Annotated in this window: 17 protein-coding genes and 2 pseudogenes; 11 read left to right on the forward strand and 8 right to left on the reverse strand. The window is 43.9% G+C overall.

The features are described 5' to 3' along the window. Window positions 1-209 precede the first annotated feature (209 nt). Both VTH8203_RS09070 and VTH8203_RS09075 read left to right on the forward strand, forming a co-directional pair. Entirely contained in the window at window positions 210-1,163 is a 954-nt protein-coding gene (locus tag VTH8203_RS09070; protein WP_096993383.1) for a phosphate/phosphite/phosphonate ABC transporter substrate-binding protein, read from the forward strand. 14 nt (window positions 1,164-1,177) lie between these two features. Further along, complete coding sequence (locus VTH8203_RS09075) at window positions 1,178-3,340, forward strand: EAL domain-containing protein (RefSeq protein WP_096993384.1); 2,163 nt, start codon at window positions 1,178-1,180, stop codon at window positions 3,338-3,340. A gap of 2 nt (window positions 3,341-3,342) precedes the next feature. Here VTH8203_RS09075 and VTH8203_RS25485 read toward each other — a convergent pair. After that, window positions 3,343-3,426, reverse strand: a pseudogene (locus tag VTH8203_RS25485) (GGGtGRT protein); the annotation flags it as partial. Between the two features lie 629 nt (window positions 3,427-4,055). On the opposite strand from VTH8203_RS25485, the gene VTH8203_RS09080 reads away from it, so the two are divergent. Next, window positions 4,056-5,768: an ArnT family glycosyltransferase gene (locus VTH8203_RS09080; protein ID WP_096993385.1), complete on the forward strand. Its 1,713-nt coding sequence runs from the start codon at window positions 4,056-4,058 to the stop codon at window positions 5,766-5,768. 1,357 nt (window positions 5,769-7,125) lie between these two features. Here the strand turns inward: VTH8203_RS09080 and VTH8203_RS09090 are convergent. Beyond that, window positions 7,126-7,896 (reverse strand): annotated as a pseudogene (locus VTH8203_RS09090) (ABC transporter substrate-binding protein); the annotation flags it as partial. 164 nt (window positions 7,897-8,060) lie between these two features. Here VTH8203_RS09090 and mpaA point away from each other — a divergent pair. Next, on the forward strand, window positions 8,061-8,798 hold the full coding sequence (mpaA, locus tag VTH8203_RS09095; RefSeq protein WP_096993387.1) for a murein tripeptide amidase MpaA: 738 nt from the start codon (window positions 8,061-8,063) through the stop codon (window positions 8,796-8,798). A 7-nt stretch (window positions 8,799-8,805) separates the two neighbouring features. Here the strand turns inward: mpaA and VTH8203_RS09100 are convergent, their stop codons facing one another. Continuing rightward, on the reverse strand, window positions 8,806-9,024 hold the full coding sequence (locus tag VTH8203_RS09100; protein ID WP_158296102.1) for a hypothetical protein: 219 nt from the start codon (window positions 9,022-9,024) through the stop codon (window positions 8,806-8,808). Window positions 9,025-9,257: 233 nt separating this feature from the next. On the opposite strand from VTH8203_RS09100, the gene VTH8203_RS24480 reads away from it, so the two are divergent. From VTH8203_RS24480 to VTH8203_RS09115, 4 genes are all read left to right on the forward strand, one after another. Then, window positions 9,258-9,659 (forward strand): hypothetical protein, encoded by a 402-nt coding sequence (locus tag VTH8203_RS24480; protein WP_158296103.1) that lies wholly within the window; start codon window positions 9,258-9,260, stop codon window positions 9,657-9,659. 98 nt (window positions 9,660-9,757) lie between these two features. After that, window positions 9,758-11,857, forward strand: coding sequence for a protein-disulfide reductase DsbD family protein (locus VTH8203_RS09105; RefSeq protein WP_096993540.1), 2,100 nt, complete (start codon window positions 9,758-9,760; stop codon window positions 11,855-11,857). Continuing rightward, window positions 11,847-12,374, forward strand: coding sequence for a protein disulfide oxidoreductase (locus VTH8203_RS09110; protein ID WP_096993389.1), 528 nt, complete (start codon window positions 11,847-11,849; stop codon window positions 12,372-12,374). Before VTH8203_RS09105 ends, VTH8203_RS09110 begins: the two co-directional genes overlap by 11 nt. A gap of 25 nt (window positions 12,375-12,399) precedes the next feature. After that, window positions 12,400-13,137 carry a DsbA family protein gene (locus tag VTH8203_RS09115; protein ID WP_096993390.1) on the forward strand — a complete coding sequence of 246 codons (738 nt, stop codon included), beginning with the start codon at window positions 12,400-12,402 and terminating at the stop codon, window positions 13,135-13,137. Here the strand turns inward: VTH8203_RS09115 and VTH8203_RS09120 are convergent. Beyond that, window positions 13,130-14,074: a LysR family transcriptional regulator gene (locus VTH8203_RS09120; RefSeq protein ID WP_096993391.1), complete on the reverse strand. Its 945-nt coding sequence runs from the start codon at window positions 14,072-14,074 to the stop codon at window positions 13,130-13,132. The genes VTH8203_RS09115 and VTH8203_RS09120 overlap by 8 nt on opposite strands. A gap of 100 nt (window positions 14,075-14,174) precedes the next feature. Here VTH8203_RS09120 and VTH8203_RS09125 point away from each other — a divergent pair, with 100 nt between their 5' ends. Next, a complete protein-coding gene (locus VTH8203_RS09125) occupies window positions 14,175-15,527 on the forward strand; it encodes an MATE family efflux transporter (RefSeq protein ID WP_096993392.1) in 1,353 nt (450 codons plus the stop codon). Between the two features lie 70 nt (window positions 15,528-15,597). Next, window positions 15,598-15,930 (forward strand): zinc ribbon domain-containing protein YjdM, encoded by a 333-nt coding sequence (locus tag VTH8203_RS09130; protein WP_096993393.1) that lies wholly within the window; start codon window positions 15,598-15,600, stop codon window positions 15,928-15,930. A gap of 118 nt (window positions 15,931-16,048) precedes the next feature. Here VTH8203_RS09130 and VTH8203_RS09135 read toward each other — a convergent pair whose 3' ends face one another. Continuing rightward, a complete protein-coding gene (locus tag VTH8203_RS09135; RefSeq protein WP_096993394.1) occupies window positions 16,049-16,489 on the reverse strand; it encodes a YtoQ family protein in 441 nt (146 codons plus the stop codon). Next, entirely contained in the window at window positions 16,486-16,800 is a 315-nt protein-coding gene (locus VTH8203_RS09140; protein WP_096993395.1) for a putative quinol monooxygenase, read from the reverse strand. Before VTH8203_RS09140 ends, VTH8203_RS09135 begins: the two co-directional genes overlap by 4 nt. A gap of 86 nt (window positions 16,801-16,886) precedes the next feature. Here VTH8203_RS09140 and VTH8203_RS09145 point away from each other — a divergent pair, with 86 nt between their 5' ends. Beyond that, window positions 16,887-17,291, forward strand: a complete 405-nt coding sequence (locus VTH8203_RS09145; protein ID WP_096993396.1) for a VOC family protein — start codon at window positions 16,887-16,889, stop codon at window positions 17,289-17,291. 43 nt (window positions 17,292-17,334) lie between these two features. Here the strand turns inward: VTH8203_RS09145 and hutZ are convergent, their stop codons facing one another. Together hutZ and hutX are read right to left on the reverse strand one after the other, a co-directional pair. Next, a complete protein-coding gene (gene hutZ, locus VTH8203_RS09150; protein ID WP_096993397.1) occupies window positions 17,335-17,871 on the reverse strand; it encodes a heme utilization protein HutZ in 537 nt (178 codons plus the stop codon). Between the two features lie 57 nt (window positions 17,872-17,928). Next, window positions 17,929-18,450 carry a heme utilization cystosolic carrier protein HutX gene (gene hutX / locus VTH8203_RS09155; RefSeq protein ID WP_370739215.1) on the reverse strand — a complete coding sequence of 174 codons (522 nt, stop codon included), beginning with the start codon at window positions 18,448-18,450 and terminating at the stop codon, window positions 17,929-17,931. Window positions 18,451-18,452 lie beyond the last annotated feature (2 nt).

Consider the following 18,452-nt stretch of genomic DNA (forward strand, 5'->3'; position numbering starts at 1 on the left):
TTGTTTAAATCGTCTGCATTTACCTGCAATAGAACGACTACATTTCAATCAATAGAGTGTCTAGCACCCGTTTCTGCTCTGCATTGCTTGCTGTAATACAGAAGGTAAGCTCGTTAGTTAGAGTATAATCTTAGTGACGGTTTAAACTCGAATCTGAGTTTGAATCAACTAGTATACATTTAGCTCCATTGTGTAAAGGTTAATTATCAATGCGCTTGAAGTTGTTATTAGGACTACTGATTTCTCAGTTTTTATTTGGTATTTCGTTAACGAATGCCAGCACTGAGGTCAATATAGAGAATGGTAAAACATTCACTATTGGAGTCCTTAGCTGTAAGGCTCGAAAGCACATTGTGTTCTCTGCACCTCTAGCTCGGTATCTCGCCAATAAACTCAGCAAATATGGTTATGTTAGATCCGAAGTGAAAGTCACCAACTCAGCGTTAGAACTAGAGCAATGGCTAGACTCAGGTGAAGTCGATCTGGTTTCCGAAACCTTATTCTCAGCATTGGCGTTACAAAATGAACATAATGGTGAAATCCTTCTTCGACGTTGGAAAAAAGGTGAGTTTGAATACCACACTGTATTTTTCGCTCGAAAGGACAGTGATATCAATTCGTTGTCAGACCTCTCTGGAAAAACGATTGCGTTAGAAGATCACAATTCGACATCCGGTTTCTTCCTACCCATTAAAGCGCTTGAGGAGAAACAACTCCATCCCGTGCGCTTTTCGAGTTCGTTAGCGCCTGATCTTACCAACAAAGTCGGTGTTATTCTTACCGGAGAGGTACTTCGTAAAGCAGATGAAATCTCATTATCGACTTGGGTTTATCGCTCTCAAGTGGATGCGGCCGCGTTTTCTAGCAATAATTGGAATGATTTGGCCGATATGCCACAACACATAAAATCCACGATGAAAGTCTTTCATCGCACCGAGAGTGTACCTCGCAGTGTCATCGTTATAAGAAAGGACTTACCGGGTGCGGTGAAACAGACCATTAAGCACAGTCTCTTGAGTGCAGATAACGACCCTGTGGGGATTGCGGCAATTGCTCAGTACCAAAAAACCGCAAAGTTTGATGAAATACCACCATCACAACTCGCACTATTTCCACAATACAACGCTGCTCGTCTACAAGTCGAAAAAGCTTGGTTCAACTGATTTAGGGTATTTGAATGAAGTTGAGACTCCGACTACAGGGACAATACATGCTAGTGACCTTCGCGCTAGCCGTTGTCATGACGTTGACCAGTGCTGGTATTCACATCTGGCTTTCCTCTGCTCAATCAAGTCGGCTACTGAACGAACTCACCGTGCAAAATAGTAAAACGTTTCGTGCTGAGTTAAGTAAACGTGCCGAGCAAATGTCGAGTTATTTGTCAGACGCAATGTTTGACCCTCTCTACATGTACAATCATGAAGAAGCCAGCAATTTAACCAAACCTATGACTCAATTAGACGAGGTGAAACAGATTGTCATCTTTGACAAAAAGGGCCATATATTTCATGACGGGGATGATTCGCTTAAAAGCTTAGGTAAACCTTTCCCCTATCCACAACAGATTAACAGTGTTCTGCGCTATGGCAGTTCCATTCAATCATTTGGAACGCATAGTCTTACTGTATTTCGTCCAATTTCCGCCGCAGATCAGATCATCGGCGGCGTATTTATTGAGTTGTCGCTTGATAAGGTTCAGAAAGATATCAATTCGGTTACTAGGCTAATCAAAGCTATTGATAAACGCTCAAAAGAAGAGCTATATATTGGTGTTGCACTAGCCGCCATATTACTGCTTACTATTTCTGGACTTATTGCGACGATTATTTCACGCCGTTGGAGCAAACCATTAATAAAACTGACCGAACAAACCGACGCAATCGGCCGTGGAGACTTTACTCGCGCCGAAAACATCACCGCAGTTGATCGACAGGATGAAATTGGCGACCTCAGTATCGCGGTTCGCTCTATGGCAACCAAACTTGAACAACGCACGCAAAAAATCACTCACCTTGCGTATCACGATGCTTTGACTGAGTTACCGAACCGAACACGCTTTATTCAACATTTGCAAAGCACGATCAAGTCTTACCCTGCAACGTCGTTTTCAGTCTTGTTCCTCGATTTGGATGAATTCAAAGTCGTCAATGATAACTATGGTCATGACAGCGGTGACTTCTTACTGATTCGTTTGGCTGAGAAACTAAGCTCGTGTGCGCGAGATATTACCAATGATCACCCATTGACCATGATTTCGCGAATCGGTGGCGACGAATTTTTGATGTTAATTCCTCATCTGAAAACGACCGAAGATGTAGATGCCGTTGTGAAAAAGATTTTCGTGGCAGTGCGCTCCCCTATTTTGATGGAAAACGAAGAATTAGTCGTCGGCGGCAGTATTGGGGTTGCACGCTACCCATACAATGGTAAAACATCCGAGGATTTAATAAAAAATGCCGATATTGCCATGTATCGTGCGAAAGCTGATGGTAAAAATACGCATAAAGTCTTCACGCCTAAGATGTTCAAATCCGTTGTGCATCGAGCCAATATTGAACGAGAGTTACGACGTTCACTCTCTGATTTACAACAGTTCGAGCTTTGGTTTCAACCACTGGTTTGCATTAAAACTGGCCGAATTCTTGGGGCCGAATCACTCGTACGTTGGCGACACCCAACACTAGGTATCGTTCCCCCAATTGATTTTATTTCAATTGCTGAAGAAACGGCGATGATATTGCCATTAGGCCAATGGTTGATTGAAAGACTGTGCATTCAAATACAACAGTGGGCACCTTACTTTGCGCCTGATTTTCATGTCTCCATTAATATTTCATCAAAACAGCTTTATCGTCAGAATCTCGTTGAAATGTTTGCGTTTTACATGGAAAAGTACCAAGTCCCAGCCAAAGCTATCCGTATTGAGATTACAGAAAGCTTGCTGTTACAGGATGAAGATGAAGCAGAGCGTACCTTGAAAGCCATCCGTGCCAGCGGTATTGAAGTATGGTTGGACGATTTCGGGACGGGCTATTCGTCACTCAGCTATCTCCGAAAATTCACTGTTGATGGGATAAAAATCGACCGCTCTTTTATTCGCGATATTACTACTGACCCTAAAGATCAACAATTAGTACAAGCGATGGTTGCGATGGCTAAGAACCTCGACTTGTTGGTCGTGGCTGAAGGGATCGAAAAATTAGAACAAGCCGAGAAGTTATCTCAATACGGTTGCCAAATTGGACAAGGGTATTATTACGATAAACCAATGCCTGTTGATGACTTTGTGAAGCGATTGATTAACGCCAGCGAATCCAACGTAGTCGAATTTGAGATTTAAAAAAAGCCTACCATCGCAATGTGAGCTGGTACTGAAAAGCTACCAGCAAATTGAGCTTCAGCATGCATTTCCATCATATTTGTCATACTGGAGCAACCTATCGTTTCAGCAAGCCCTTCCTCTACGAGGCTAATTTAATCCCAAGTGTTAGCCTAGCTACACCTTTTTGTAGCGCATAAGCATCGATGCCATGACATAGGCCAGAGATTGCAATAACGTCTTTTATCTTGACCCAAATACCCTTCTATAGGAGTTGGCGCGGATGGATGAAGATCGAACCTTTGAATTGGGCATATGGATTGAATTTCTTGACCGTTTTACACCTGTTTTTCAGAAACTGTAGGAGTCGTTAGCTTATTGGCGTTTATGTAGGGGAACCCCCTTAGTACCGCAGTCAGTTTGAGATCTGAATCACACTTTATGGCAAGATTGGTAATCTATAGCCATTAATCATATGAAAATTAGTTTTTATATTAATAATGAATTGAAGCATAATGACACTGACTATTACAAAGTCGATACATAAGCAACATTGATATCGAGGTATAGTCGTGTCATTTTGGCGTTAATTATCTTGAAAAACATAGGTCGTTTAGCCTGTTAAGCCTTGCTCTTTGAGTGCCGGCTTAATAAAATTTTCAGCTCTAATTAATCGCCTATATTCATAGAATTATCGTAACGCGATACCTAGTCGCACTGCCATTGGAGAAAATTAGTGTCAACATCGTATTCAAGTGAACAAAACAACAGTTGGAAGTTGGTTTTGTTACTTGCCATTATCGCAGTGGTATTTAGCGGGTTATTCGACCATGACGTCTGGACACCTGACGAACCGCGTGTTGCAGCTATTATTCATAGCATGTACCTAACAGGTGACTTCATTATCCCTCAGTTTGCTGGTATCTCCTTTGTAGAAAAACCACCTGTGTTCTTTGTCTTTTCCACCTTATTAATGCACGCAACGGGCTTAGATGCAGTCATGGCGGGCAGACTCGCATTGTCACTGCTGTGCTTGGGCTCTTTAGCAGTAACGTACCGTATCGCGTACCTATTTAAAGGTGAAAACTTCGCCTGGATGGCTTTGGCAGTTCTTGGCACACTAGAAGGCTTTGTGCTTAACTTCCACTGGCTCCGTGTCGATGCTGCTTTGATGTTTACCACCATTGCGGCAACTTGGGCCTTTAGTGAAGCCTACCTACGTCAGAAGCTCGGCTACTTAATTGTTGCAGGCGCGTTCACCGGGCTGGCCTTTTTAAGTAAAGGACCTATCGCTATCGTGCTATGTATTGGGTTGGCTTGGGTACCGTTAGTTATGCGAGCGCTCACCCTGAGAAAGCAGTTCCCACAAGAAGCAACCTCCATCAGTCATTTTGTATTCATGCACTTTGTTGGTATCAGTGTGATGTGCTTAGTGGCAGCGAGCTGGATATATCCTTTCTATAAAACGGCATCTCCAGAGCTTTGGACAGCCTGGTTTTGGGATAATCAGGTGGGCCGACTCACCGGTTCTGCCACCAATACGCTAGGCCATAATCACTCGGGTAAGCCTTTCTATTATGTAAACGGTATTCTGGAGTACAGTGCTCCTTGGACGCCGCTCTTATTACTTTGGTTAGGCAACTTTATCTATAAATTACGCCAACCTAAGCAGCTAACATGGACTGATGGTTTCTTCGCTTTCTGGTTTGCAGTCGCTATCTTTGTGCTCTCTTACTCAGTGACCAAACGATCTATGTATCTAGCTCCCCTGATGCCACTATTTGCTCTTATTATTGCTGATGCATTGACAAGTTTCTCTGGTAAATGGTTTAACTGGTATCGCAAAGGCTGGCTGGCGTTAACGTCTTTGGTACTTATTGCGTTTGCTGTCGTGCCTTTATGGTCGGGTCTGCTGCCATCGCGCAAAATACCACCAGCGTTAATGGAATGGTTAAGCACATGGCATTTAGTGGCATTAGTGCCTATCGCCGCCATCGTTTTGATGGTAGTCGTAGAGCGTAAGCCTTGGCCACAGTGGAGCAAAATGGCTATCATCACTGCCCTGTTCTTCTCAAGTGCGTTTAACTACTTGTTCCCTGCTATCGATATCGCCAAAGATATGAAGCCGGACTTACGCAATTTTGTAGAGCAAGTGCCCGTGGAAAAAAGAGAGCGTATTGCGAGCGTTCGTTTTTCAGAAACGATGACGTCAATCTTTTTCCTCTATCATGACTGGTCCGTTCCACGAGTCAGTGTTGAACGCGCGCAGGCCATTTTAGATGGTGTGGATCCCGACTATGATTACTTGTTACTCGATAGAAGTAACTCCACCACCGACATCATCAAGTTTACGCCATTCCGTGAGGATACCCAGTATAAAATTCTTGCCAAAGGTACGCCTCGAAGTGACAAAGAAAAAGACGCTGTTTTTTGGCTTTCTGGTAAATAGAATTCGCTAAATTGTCATAAAACATTTCAGCCCTCTAATAGTAGAGGGCTTTTTCTTTAAAAGAACTGCAGCCTAGATCACAATACCACTGGCAGATACCACTAATTTAATCAATTCATTAATAATTGGTTGACAATACCACTGTTACATCCAATTGAATTTAAAGCCTTTATTACCTGAAAATGGGACAACAATCTACTCTCCTAATAACCTTTTTCGTTCTATATAGTCTTTGCATCCGAGATTCCGCAGGTGTTTTTGCAATTATTTTCGAAGCATTTAGTGGCTTTTTCGAAGAAGATGCAGACTTTGCGCTATTACACCTTTCTCCGTAAATTCACGAAAAAATATCAAACAATATCCCCTTCAATATCATGCAATTATGTGTCTTTTTACTTAACCTTACATTAATAGCACTATTTAGCTCTAAAATCACGCCCCCAATAAAACCAGGTTAAAAATCGTGTTTCGTATCACATTTTAAAATACCTGAATTAAGTGCGGAATCACGGTTGCATTTGATTGGAGTTATTGAAGCCGATATCATTTTTCAAACATGGGTTGATATACCAAACAACATATTTTAAAGTCTTACTCCACACAGTTTGGCTAACTGTCATCTAACTCAGATAGACTTAAAAAATCAAATAAGTAAAAACAACGTCACAGGCACATAAACATGTTCGAACAAAAGACATTTCAGTTAATGAAGAGCACTCTTGAAGGTAAAGTAAAAAACATTGATGTCATTCCTCGCTGCAGTAAAGAGTCACTCATTGAGGCTATTCATAGCGCGTCCACTGTTAATGACTTAATTGGAATCAATAAAGCAATCCTAAGGCTTATTAGTAAGGCTTAAATGATACTTGGGGACAGGCGATCGCCCAGTCCCTCTTTGATTAACGCTGAATTGAACAATGTCGCCCTAGTAATATCAATTTAGGTTGGAATGCTCCCTCCGCTCCTATATCTACAATAGTATATTATTGTAACGTTCGAGACAGTCATAGCGGCTTTGGCACAGCTTGTGAGCGTTAATCATCAGCGCTTCGGATAGCTTAATTGACTCGACATTTTCCAAATCACGCAGCATAGATGCATAGATTGTTCATTTAGGCCATGACGCTTCATCAGTTCGTAAGCACTAAGATAATCGTCAATAGTCCCTGTGATTTGGGTATAGAGCTTGGGGGCATGTATCTGAATTACATCGACGCAGCTATCAAGAGACGCCAATGGCTCAATCTGGCTTTTTCAACTCGACACAAAAAAGCCAGCTAAAATTAGCTGGCTTTGCATCATTGTCGTGGTTTTAAGTGGACTATTATTTCGCTTTTACATATAAGTCCTTGGAGTAAATTCTTCCTTCAACATTATTCATTGGGAACCCGCCGACCGTCGGTCTTACTGGGCGAGCTTGCATGTAATATTGGCTATTTCTCACTAGCTCAATACGTTCGTTAATGACCCAGTCTTCTAAAACAAAAGCGCCGTTAGAGACCATATTTCCGGGTCTGGTCCACTTATCACCAAATTGTTCTAAGTTCGACTTATGTACAGGCATCATCGATGAATGTGCAGTCATAGCAACAAAATACGGCACCTGACTATCCAACTCATATTGTAAGGTGTAATCATCCAGTGCTTTAATCCCTAACGAGTCTAACGGAGCCTCGCCATTAATGATGGCTTGAATATTCTTAATTTTGGTTAGTTTTAAATACCAACCATTGGCAGAGGCAAAGTTAGGGTCAGCGGCTCTTTTAAGGCTATAAACAAAATCTTGCGCGGTAACTGGATCGCCATTTGACCATTTCGCATTCTTTCTTAAGTGAAAAACAAACGTTTTGTTGTCACTGGTTTCCCAAGACTCTGCAACACCGGGAACGACATTTCCTTCTCTGTCTTGAATCACAAGCCCTTCAAATAAGTCCCTCAGAACATGCATCTCTGGTAACCCTTCAGCATTAGCAGGGTCCAGTGTTGCTACTTCTGCATCGTTGCCGCGTACAATTTTTTGAGTCTCAGCCAGCGTTGTGCCATCGGGCACCGTTGCACTCTGTACTGAAAACGTCGCTGCAATGAGCGCTGAGAGAATCGATACTTTCCATGAAGAGGTGTGTTTCATCCTAAACCGCCTGATTGGTGTCGTTATTATAAAGTTGCCGTTTCGTCATAGATAACACCTTGGTTTATTACAACAAAAAGGCTTTCAATAGCATTACATCATTATTTATGGCATATATAACCACACAATGCCGTGAGGGAAGGCAAGAAGTTGGGAACGAGAACATGGATAATGTAAGTCAAACAAAGCCAATATTCCGTCCAAGATCATTACGGGCTGAATTTCAGAACATGCCTGAGACCTATGGACACTCGGTGTTGGGCGCTCCGTTATTGTTCTTTCCGGCCCAATTAGAAACGCCTGAACGCGGACTCATTCTTGCCGGCACTCACGGTGATGAGACCGCATCCATTACTGCATTGTCGTGCGCACTTCGTACCCTACCCGCTCAATACCTGAAGCACGATGTGATCGTGTCATTGAACCCCGACGGCAATCAATTAGGGACTCGTGCCAATGCCAATCAAGTGGATCTCAATCGTGCGTTTCCAACGAAAACGTGGACCGACAAAGGTACTGTGTATCGCTGGAGCACATCGGCAAGTGAACGTGACGTCAAAGTTAAAACCGGTAATGCGACCACCCTTGAACCAGAGATTCGTGCACTTATCGATTTCATTGAGGCTCGAAAACCCAGGTTTGTTGTGTCACTTCACGAACCTTTGGCCTGCGTAGATGACCCCGCGCATTCTACGATGGGTCAATGGCTTGCAAAGCGTTTCTCTCTTCCTTTGATCGACGACGTTGGTTACGATACACCCGGCTCGTTTGGGAGTTGGTGTAACGAGAAAGGACTGCCTTGTATCACGTTGGAATTTCCGGCTATCTCGGCAGACAAAGCAATAGAAGAGCAGCTAGAAGCACTGGTCGATTTGTTGCAATACAGTGCAACAAGTGCTTGATTAAACATTATTTGTTATTGCGGCGCTTAAATTTACGACCAAGGTAAACCACACCCACCAGCAATGCTATGTAGTAAAAAGACTGACTGACATACATTCCAATTTCATCTTTGTTGGGCAAAGTCACGTGCTCCCCAAAAGTGAACACTTGATCCGACTTGCCCGAATCAAAAATCATCCAAACGGTCACCGCCAGACACACACCCATGAATACCAAATTTCTCATTTACTACACGTGCTCCATTCATTGACGTTCTCACTTTAGTCACTTATTGAGTGAGAGCGAGTAATCTGACAAGACTATCAGTGTAGGTAGGCAAAATCAGTGATACATAGCCATTAATTTTCACGTTCGTTAAAATTTATCGCGTTCAGTTTACATTTTTGGACATGATTTCACTTGACGTTTATGGCTAACAAGATAACGTAAGCACTCATTTCGAACACGACGGCTTTGGTTTGCATACATTTAGGCAATCTATTTTTCGCACTTTCTTCTTATTTACTGCCATTTTGGTAGTAATGTTTTGTACGCTAAAAACCAACATAGCCTATCACAGCCAATGGGTAGAATCTGTGCCGACGCCAGTGCCATACATGGGTGAAGCGGCTCTGTTCAACTCGAATTCCATCGAGAAAATCGTCCATAGTCTCACTCCTGTAGACGAACCGTGTCGGTTGACTCAAAAGTTATTGGGGCAGTCTTTTGCCCATTTAGAAACCTTTACTCCACTTCTGTTTTTGGTTGCTTTATTGGCGTTGCTTTCAGAGCGTAAAGTTAAGCCTGCCCATACCCGTAGAAGTGATACCTATCCTCCTAAGCTCAGGCTTCACGTCACTCACTGTACTTTCCGGGAATAAAATGCCTCCAACTTAGGTCTATTTATTACTTATTGGAGATTACTGTGTCTTATACCAACACGATATTAACGACTCGCATTGCGCGTAGCCGTCATTTTATGTCGCTTTGTCGACAAATATTAAGCACCTTAGTGCTAACATGCGCGATCGCCTTGACTATGCTCTATAGCACGATGTCACACGCGCAATCTACTGGTTGGATTCAAGATCCAATGCACCCACCGGTTAAAGTACGACTGTTGTCTACTGGCCACCTCGATTCGCAAACCAAGCAGATGGAGATGGTGCTTAACGTTGAACTGGATGGAGAGTGGAAAACCTATTGGCGTAGTCCAGGTGAGGGTGGCGTCGCGCCGGAATTTGATTGGAGTGCATCAACGAACGTCGAGGCAATAGATTGGCAATGGCCTGTGCCAGCTTACTATGAGCAGCTAGGAGTGATGACTCTTGGGTACAAACATGAGGTAAGTTTCCCGATTATTATCACCGTGTCAGATATATCCAAACCCATCTCGCTCAAAGCCAACTTGCGACTGCCAAGCTGCACCAACATTTGCGTGATAGCGGACTACCCTATTGATTTAGACATCGACCCCAACACGCTATCACTAGATTCTGATGCGGCGTATTTGTTTGGTCAAGGCATGAGCTTGACGCCTAAGAAAGACAATCAAGTTTCTGTAGAAGCAAGCTATTGGAATCAGCAAGCACAAGAGCTTCAACTGAAACTCGAGAGCAAAACGGATTGGAAAAAACCACAGATTTTGGTGGATGGTAATGAGGTCAGTGATGAATTTTTCTCACAGCCTAACATTACCATCGAGGGTCGTAGTCTGTATGCCACATTTGCTGTTAACAACTGGCTTGGTGAAGCAGATATTAGCGGCAAAACCATTCAAATTACCGTGTCAGATGAACTGATATTAACGGAAACGTCAACGCAAGTATCGACGACACCAATGGCCTATCCGCAGAGCGGCAGCCTGATTTGGATGATAGGGTTTGCTCTCATAGGCGGTCTTATCCTGAATATCATGCCTTGTGTGCTGCCGGTGCTTGGCATGAAGCTTAACAGCATCATCTCAGGAATGAACCAATCGCCAAAACAAGTTCGATTGTCATTTCTCGCTTCATCAGCCGGTATCATCACGTCATTTCTGTTACTTGCTGGCGTACTCACATCGTTAAAAATGGCGGGCCACATGGTGGGTTGGGGTATTCAATTCCAAAACTATTGGTTTATCGCCTTTATGGCAGTCGTGACCTTATTGTTTTCTGCGAATTTGCTTGGTTTGTTCAACATCCAACTCCCAAGTAGCCTCAACACATGGATGGCCTCTCAAGGTGACCACAGCTGTGGCGGTCATTTTGTTCAAGGAATGTTTGCGACGCTACTTGCGACACCATGCAGCGCCCCTTTCCTTGGTACGGCTGTTGCGTATGCACTGGGGGCAACCTACACCGAGCTTTGGTTGATCTTTGTAGCACTCGGCGTCGGCATGAGCTTACCGTGGCTGTTGTTTACTCTGTTTCCATCCTTGGTCAACGTTTTCCCTAAGCCGGGTCCATGGATGAACAAGGTTAAGCTGGCATTCGGCGCAATGATGCTATTGACCAGCCTGTGGTTAGTGACACTACTCTCGACCTTTATTGGCTTTGCTCTAACCGCCGCACTGATTGCCATCGTTATCATTGCTACCTTAGTGCTCATTGGCAAACAATACGGCCGAAAGGCGGTGACTATTCTCGCTGCCCTATCGATTTTTGTCGTTGGTGGTGGGTTGATTATCGGCAGTGTAACGGCAGATAAATGGTCCACCCCGCTCGTTGACGATCTTCAATGGCGGAAACTAGACCGTGACCAAATACCAGAGCTCGTAGCCCAAGGGAAAACCGTTTTTGTTGACGTTACTGCCGACTGGTGTATCACCTGCAAAGCCAACAAAATCGGCGTTATTCTACAAAATCCGGTATACGACAAACTTCAGCAATCCAACATTGTCCTGATGCGTGGCGATTGGACAACACCGAGTGACAGCGTGACTCAATACTTACAGAGCTACGGACGCTTTGGGGTGCCATTTAATATTGTCTATGGTCCTAAGTACCCACAAGGCATACCACTGCCCGTTGTTTTGACGTCAGACGTGGTGTTGCAATCTGTTGACCTGGCCAGTGGAGAAAGCCATGGAAGCTAAGGAAACCGAAAACAAAACCCGGCCTAGCCGCCTAAAAAAGTGGTCAAAAGAGCTCATCAGTATTGTCATTTTGATGACATTGGTTTCGATGGCTCTGGATTGGTATCGCAGTACATCCATGCCAAGTGGAGAAGCACCTTCACTAAAAGCAATGACCATCCAAGGCTTACCTGTTGATATCATTCAACAAAGCCAAGAAAAGCCCGTTGTTCTGTATTTTTGGGCAACGTGGTGTGGTGCGTGTAAATTTGTCAGCCCAACAATCAATTGGTTTGCCACCGACCATCAGGTACTTTCCATTGCCCTATCGTCAGGTACCAATGAACGCGTGCAACAGTATATGGCCGCCAAAGAATACGATTTTCCAGTCATTAACGATACGACAGGGCTAATCAGTCGACAATGGAACATCAGTGTCACACCGACCGTTGTCATCATAAACAAAGGTCAGATTGAGAGTATCTCGACTGGCATTATCACGCCAATTGGGCTGTGGTTACGAATTTTATTTGCCTAGTGTTCACTGGGCATAAGGAAAAACAATGAAAAAAACGTTTATTTCAATGGCGATCAGTATCGCTGCGCTACTGCCAACTCTGTCTCATGCTGCCTTAACCGCTGAGCAACAACAACAGTTAGACAGTATTCATCAGCTATTGACCGAAAACCCAGAGATCATTGGTGATCTGCAGCTAAGTCTTCAACAATATGTCGAAGGTCAGAAACAGCTAGAGAATGCAAAAAAACAGAGTGAATCATGGCTAAACGATACGACGATTCATACTGTTCTGGGAAATACAGATGGATCGACAGTCATCGTCAATTTTACCGACTATAACTGCCCATATTGTAAGCGCTTAGATGGCGAACTGACGAAGTTAGTTGCTAACTATAAAGATGTCAAAGTCATCAATATCTATGTCCCGCTCAAGCAGCAAGTCATTGAAGGACTCGATACTAACTCCGCTGCATTTGCCATTAAGGTTTGGCAGCAAGCACCTGAGAAGTTTGCAGAAGTGAATCGTCTACTTGTTGCGAAACCGGGCATACATACTAAGGACTCTATCGAAGCCATCGCGAAAAAAACCGATACAACACAGTATTTAACAGGTGACACAAAAATTAACGAGTCTTTAGTGAAAAACTACAAGACATTTGTTGCCTTGGGTTTACGTGGGACACCTGCTATGTTCATTGGCGACGAGCTAATTCCAGGCTATGTTCCTTACGACAAGCTAGAGCAAATCATCAAAAAGAACATGGCTGAAAACGCTAGTTAATCGGCCCCCAACCATAATGCTCAGAAAGCTGATTGAGCTTTCTGAGCTCTTCTTTCGTTTCAGTCATTAGCCATTGCGCTAACTCCTCAACAATCGGTGAGCCCGTCCTCTTATGGCAGAAATAGCGCCAACTACTAAAATGGATCTGTGCATTTTTGGGGCATACAAGATACTCTCGCTCCAGTTCTGGTAAGGCGAGCAGTAAATCGGTAACGGCAACACCATGCCCTGATAAGCAAGCACTTAAGGTTAAATCCAAGGTAAAAAACGTTGAATTTCGCACCGGTTGCTTACTCTTGTATGGGATTTTATCCAGCCATACTCGCCAATCAATATGATCCAGTGTTGGATGCAGTCTTGGTAGCGTCAGAAGGTGTTCAATATCTCTGTTTTCACCGAGTAACTGCTGAGTACAAACAGGTGCCATGTACTCTTCTCGCATAAAGGATATTTCTGGATCGTTTTGATAAGCTTCACTTTCGCGCGTGGTAAACACGAATAAGTCATAATCGCCTTTTCGCAAACTCTCTTCTTCATCAATCACCGGAATAACGACAATTTCATATTCAGGGAAACGCTCGTTTAGCTTCTGTATTTTCGGTAATAGCGCTCGTGTGGCATAACTTAACGCTGCGCGAATCACTATTTTGTTACTCTGGACTTCTTTCCACGACTCAAGCAACGACTGAAGTGCCTGATAGTTACGTCCCAACACCTCAAACAGTGCTTGCCCTTTCAACGTCAGCTGAATTGAACGATGACCACGAATAACCAATGATGCATTGAGCTCATCTTCAAGTTGCTTAACTTGGCGACTCACTGCACTTTGAGTAACGTGAAGCTCTTGCGCAGCAGAGGTAAAGCTCATATGCCTCGCAACAGCTTCAAAGACTTTTAGTGCATTGTGTGAATAGGGAATATTCGAATATAGATTCATAATTTCTCACATGACTTGAAGTCATGCGAGAGTGACACAAATGTTAATTGAACACCATAGTTATGCATATAAAATGACCTCATCATAACCCGAGGCTATCATGAAGAAAATTTTATCCCTTGCTGCACCACTTATTGTTTCTCAGCTAATTTCAATGGCGCTAGTCCTCACTGATGTTTGGATGATGGCGCAATTGAGCATGAGTGATCTTGCGGGCGGTGGTCTTGGGGCCTCAGTCTATACATTCGTTTTCCTCATCGCAGGTTCAACCGTCGGGTGTGTTGCTAACCTCATCGCCATTGCCTATGGACAAAGTGTAGCTCGCCCCAAGTTCGGGTTGAAACAAGTACGATTGGCAGTAAAAGGCGCACTAATGTTGGCTGTGCTGTTGACTGTCATTCTAACGACAGCGTTTGTTTTCGCTCCAGATTTTCTCAGAGTTGCCCAACAGCCTGAAGAAGTGATTGCGGTTGCCATGATCTACCTTGATACTTTGAAGTGGGCCATGTTGCCAACGTTATTGCTGCTTATCTTGCGTGGCCTGACAAGTAACTATGGTGATGCCAAATCCGTGATGATCATGTCTTTGGTTACCGTCATTTTGAACGTGCCTTTCAGCTATTGGCTAGCATTTACTTTGGATTGGGGCATTGCCGGGCTTGGTATAGGTACCGCTCTTGCCGCCACACTGGTCTTAATTGGTTATGCGACTTGGGTATTCAAACGCCCCGTGTACTATCGATTTGCCCCTTGGCTTCATCTTGAAGAATACAATTGGCGTTTAATGTTGCCGTTATTGTCTATGGGTATCCCTATCGCTATTGCCGGTGCTTTAGAAATGGGGTTGATCTACGGCGGGACGTTAATGGCAGGATTTATCGGTGTCACTGCTCTTGCTCTGCACCAAATCCTATTACAATGCTTAAGTTTCACTTGGAACATCAATTTTGGTTTTTCGCAGGCCGCTGCCATTCTTGTCGGTAAGGAGTTCGGTAACGATAATCTTATTGGAGTCAAAGCCGTCGCGAAACGAAGCTTCGCACTTGTTACCGTATTGAGCGCCGTATTAGCTGTGGTCTTTATCGTTTGGCCGGACGCAATCGCCAGTCTATTCCAGCTCGATGGAGAAGGCGAACATGCGCTAACAGACATGTTGTCTTCACTGATCTGGGTGGTTGCGCTGTGCTTCGTAGTGGATGCTTGGCAGTTACTCGCGATTAACCTGCTTCGCGGTATGAAGATCGTCAAGCTTCCGACTCTGATGACGGCCATAGGATACTGGGCATTTGGGCTACCCGCGGCATGGTGGTTGATGGCGCGTTATGAGCTTGCTGGCATCTGGGGCGGTATATTAGTGGGTTTGGCGGTAACCGGGTTATTGTTACTGGCACAACTGATTGTCGAGCTGCGTCCTTCAAAGACACTAAAAGATAATGTCGTTGGCATTGGCTAATAAACTGCTCGCATCACACAGACAGAGTTATTACCATACACAGCAACTATACTAAAATCAGGATTTAACCATGTCTCTTCCTCCTTGCCCAAACTGTCAATCTGAGTATGTGTATCAAGACCAAAGTCAGCTCATCTGCCCTGAATGCGCGCATGAATGGAATCCTAATGACGTATCAGAAGATGCCATCATTGTTAAAGACTCGAATGGGGCAATATTGGAAGCGGGTGACAAAGTGACGATGATTAAAGATCTTAAAGTCAAAGGCAGTTCTCTAGTCATCAAGATTGGCACAAAAGCGGTTGTTCGTAATATCAACGATGGTAAAGACCATCAGCTTGATTGCAAGGTGGATGGCGTCGGTGAAATGATGGTGACAGCGAAGTTCGTTAAAAAGGCCTAACCCTCCATAAAACAAACTGCTATCACGCTGACAAGCCAACCGTTTTCTAGATTACGAATAAAAACGCACGCTTTTTTCATTAGATAAATAAAAAGCGTGCGTTTTTCGCTATCTGGCCTCAGTTGTTCGTCACGTACCGTAGAATCTCCACGATCTGTTGTGGGGTCTCAGCCCAGGCCATTGCTGCGGCATCTACCTCTTTCAGAGGATGAATGATCCCTTCGTCGTGCAAAGTAATAAAGGGTTTATCTAACGCGGCCAACATACCGGCATCAAAGGCGGCATTCCATTGACGGTACTTGTCTCCGAACCTGACTACACCAATATCACATTGTTTAATCAAGTTTTTGGTGCGAATCGCATTGACTTTGGATGACTGATGATCGCGCCAAAACGGGACATCGTTAGATCTAAGGTGATCGCCCGCGGCATCGCTAGATTCATGATCCGTATTCGCGGAGTAAAACTCGATATCTAACTTAAGCTCCTCAGCACCTGCGATGATTTGTTCACGCCAGTCGGTATGAATCTCTCCGCTCAAATACACTTTCCAACTCATTTTATTTCCTTGTTTTCTGGGTTTGTCGCAATCACATCAGCTCTTATCACCGTGGTGTCGAGCACCAAATCTGCAAGCAATTTACGACTGTCTACGTAGTGCGATGTCTGTTTATGTACCTGCAATGCGTGCTGGTCTTGGTAGATTTCGTATAGGTAGAAATCTTGGGGTGCTTCCTTATCTTGAATAACGTCAAACTGGTAACATTCAGGCTCATTTGTCACTGAAGCTTTAGCGTTCTCCATCATTACCGATTTGTAGCGCTCTTCACTACCTGGTTTCACCCTGTTTCGAACAATAATGCAGTACATCTTACCTTCTCCTTGGCATGAATTTGAAATTACGTGTATTTATTGTATACAATTTAACCCAAAATAAAATACAAAGGATGTAAAGAATGAAAAGGCCTTCTCCATTTAATGGCATGAGACACATCGCGTTAGTGGTGGAAAAATTTGAAGAGTGTGAGGCGTTTTATACCGAAATCATGGGTATGGAAGTGTTAAGAAAAGCGAATGAACACCTAGTTTACCTGACGAGTGGCAATGACAATCTGTCGTTAGGAAGAGCTAAAACACAACGAATTTGCTCACCAATCAGCGTCGACCACTTCGGATTTATCGTCAACAGCAAACAAGAGCTTCAAGATTGGTACGAATTTATGCGAGCAAAAGGGGTAACACTACTGGATGAGCCCCACGACCATAGTGATGGCGCGCGGAGCTTTCATTGTAGGGATCCTGAAGGACATGTGCTACAGCCCCTCTACCATCCCACCCTTTCGTGCCAGACATTGTTTTAAAACGTCTTTGGATGCGAATGGTCAATGACCCCGTCAAAGAAGGTTAGGCGTCAGAATTCTCGACTTTACGGTGGCCTTCTTGTAAGTGCACAAAGTCTACAAGATCATCGCCTGATACTTGATAAGCTTGACCAAAGCCTTTGACAAATAGACCTTGTTCCGCTTTTAGGTTAAATAGAATGAAATCTTGTAGCTGACTTAAACCGTCAATAATCTCACCAAAGCGGTCTTGCATTTGAGCAATGACCGCTTGCCATTGCTCAGTATCGCGCTCAACCACAGATGCAATCGCATCAAATGTTAATCGCTTACGAGCAAACAGCTGCTTACTATCGCCCTCGTCTTCAATCATCATCAAGGATACATTGGGGTTTTTCTCAAGATTGCGTGCATGACGCGCAATCTGCGAGATCAACACGAAGTATCCGTCTTGATTTTGTACATAGGGCGCATAGCTCACATTTGGGCGACCTTCTTCGTCTACTGTTGCTAATTGAATGGTCTTACGTTGTTGACGAAACTCTTTGATTTCTGGCCCGAGTCGACCTTGTAAGCGTTCTTGCTTAACTTGTTGATCCATATTGAATTCCTCACTTTCTCTAATAATTATAATTCTTTGTATAACGGTATTGAGCGTTTATTGATTTGATAGCTTCCGTTTCAGCGCCAAGAATTGCTCAACTTGTTCTGGAATGAGCACTCGCTTCTTGTCGCGGCCTAGATAAATCTTGAATACGTTATGACCCGTTTCGTCAAAGAAGCCAAAATAGTGGCTTTCGCTGCCCATGAAAGGCTTGCTGACCAACGCAACCTTTGTGATTAAATCGAGTTTCAAATGTCCGTGGAGCTCACCTTCTTTACCCATTAAGTTGTAGTAGCCACGTGCAACTTTGCCTTTTGGGAATGGTGCTTTTACTTCAAAGATTGAACCGAAAGAATGAACAATCGTAGTCACAGGCCCCCAAGTGGTTAAGGACTCCAGAAGTTCTTGAGCAAAACTTCCATCGGCAATTGTCACCATGTTTTCCGGCATGGCACAAACCACATCACATTCGGTCACCTGAAGCTTTTCAGCAATCGCAGCCGGCAATAATGAAGGCTCTTGTTCCAATATCTCAGCAACTTGTTGTTCTAAACTTTTTGACATTTTTCTTTCCATTG

The sequence above is a fragment of the Vibrio thalassae genome (genome assembly GCF_900089835.1).
Classification (GTDB): domain Bacteria; phylum Pseudomonadota; class Gammaproteobacteria; order Enterobacterales; family Vibrionaceae; genus Vibrio; species Vibrio thalassae.

Bases quoted from the DNA above. Each gene is read 5' to 3' on its own strand.
- VTH8203_RS09070 (WP_096993383.1), top strand. From the start codon at position 210: ATGCGCTTGAAGTTGTTATTAGGACTACTGATTTCTCAGTTTTTATTT.
- VTH8203_RS09075 (WP_096993384.1), top strand. From the start codon at position 1,178: ATGAAGTTGAGACTCCGACTACAGGGACAATACATGCTAGTGACCTTC.
- mpaA (WP_096993387.1), top strand. From the start codon at position 8,061: ATGGATAATGTAAGTCAAACAAAGCCAATATTCCGTCCAAGATCATTA.
- VTH8203_RS09100 (WP_158296102.1), bottom strand. From the start codon at position 9,024: ATGAGAAATTTGGTATTCATGGGTGTGTGTCTGGCGGTGACCGTTTGG.
- VTH8203_RS09105 (WP_096993540.1), top strand. From the start codon at position 9,758: ATGTCGCTTTGTCGACAAATATTAAGCACCTTAGTGCTAACATGCGCG.
- VTH8203_RS09110 (WP_096993389.1), top strand. From the start codon at position 11,847: ATGGAAGCTAAGGAAACCGAAAACAAAACCCGGCCTAGCCGCCTAAAA.
- VTH8203_RS09115 (WP_096993390.1), top strand. From the start codon at position 12,400: ATGAAAAAAACGTTTATTTCAATGGCGATCAGTATCGCTGCGCTACTG.
- VTH8203_RS09120 (WP_096993391.1), bottom strand. From the start codon at position 14,074: ATGAATCTATATTCGAATATTCCCTATTCACACAATGCACTAAAAGTC.
- VTH8203_RS09125 (WP_096993392.1), top strand. From the start codon at position 14,175: ATGAAGAAAATTTTATCCCTTGCTGCACCACTTATTGTTTCTCAGCTA.
- VTH8203_RS09130 (WP_096993393.1), top strand. From the start codon at position 15,598: ATGTCTCTTCCTCCTTGCCCAAACTGTCAATCTGAGTATGTGTATCAA.
- VTH8203_RS09135 (WP_096993394.1), bottom strand. From the start codon at position 16,489: ATGAGTTGGAAAGTGTATTTGAGCGGAGAGATTCATACCGACTGGCGT.
- VTH8203_RS09140 (WP_096993395.1), bottom strand. From the start codon at position 16,800: ATGTACTGCATTATTGTTCGAAACAGGGTGAAACCAGGTAGTGAAGAG.
- VTH8203_RS09145 (WP_096993396.1), top strand. From the start codon at position 16,887: ATGAAAAGGCCTTCTCCATTTAATGGCATGAGACACATCGCGTTAGTG.
- hutZ (WP_096993397.1), bottom strand. From the start codon at position 17,871: ATGGATCAACAAGTTAAGCAAGAACGCTTACAAGGTCGACTCGGGCCA.
- hutX (WP_370739215.1), bottom strand. From the start codon at position 18,450: ATGGAAAGAAAAATGTCAAAAAGTTTAGAACAACAAGTTGCTGAGATA.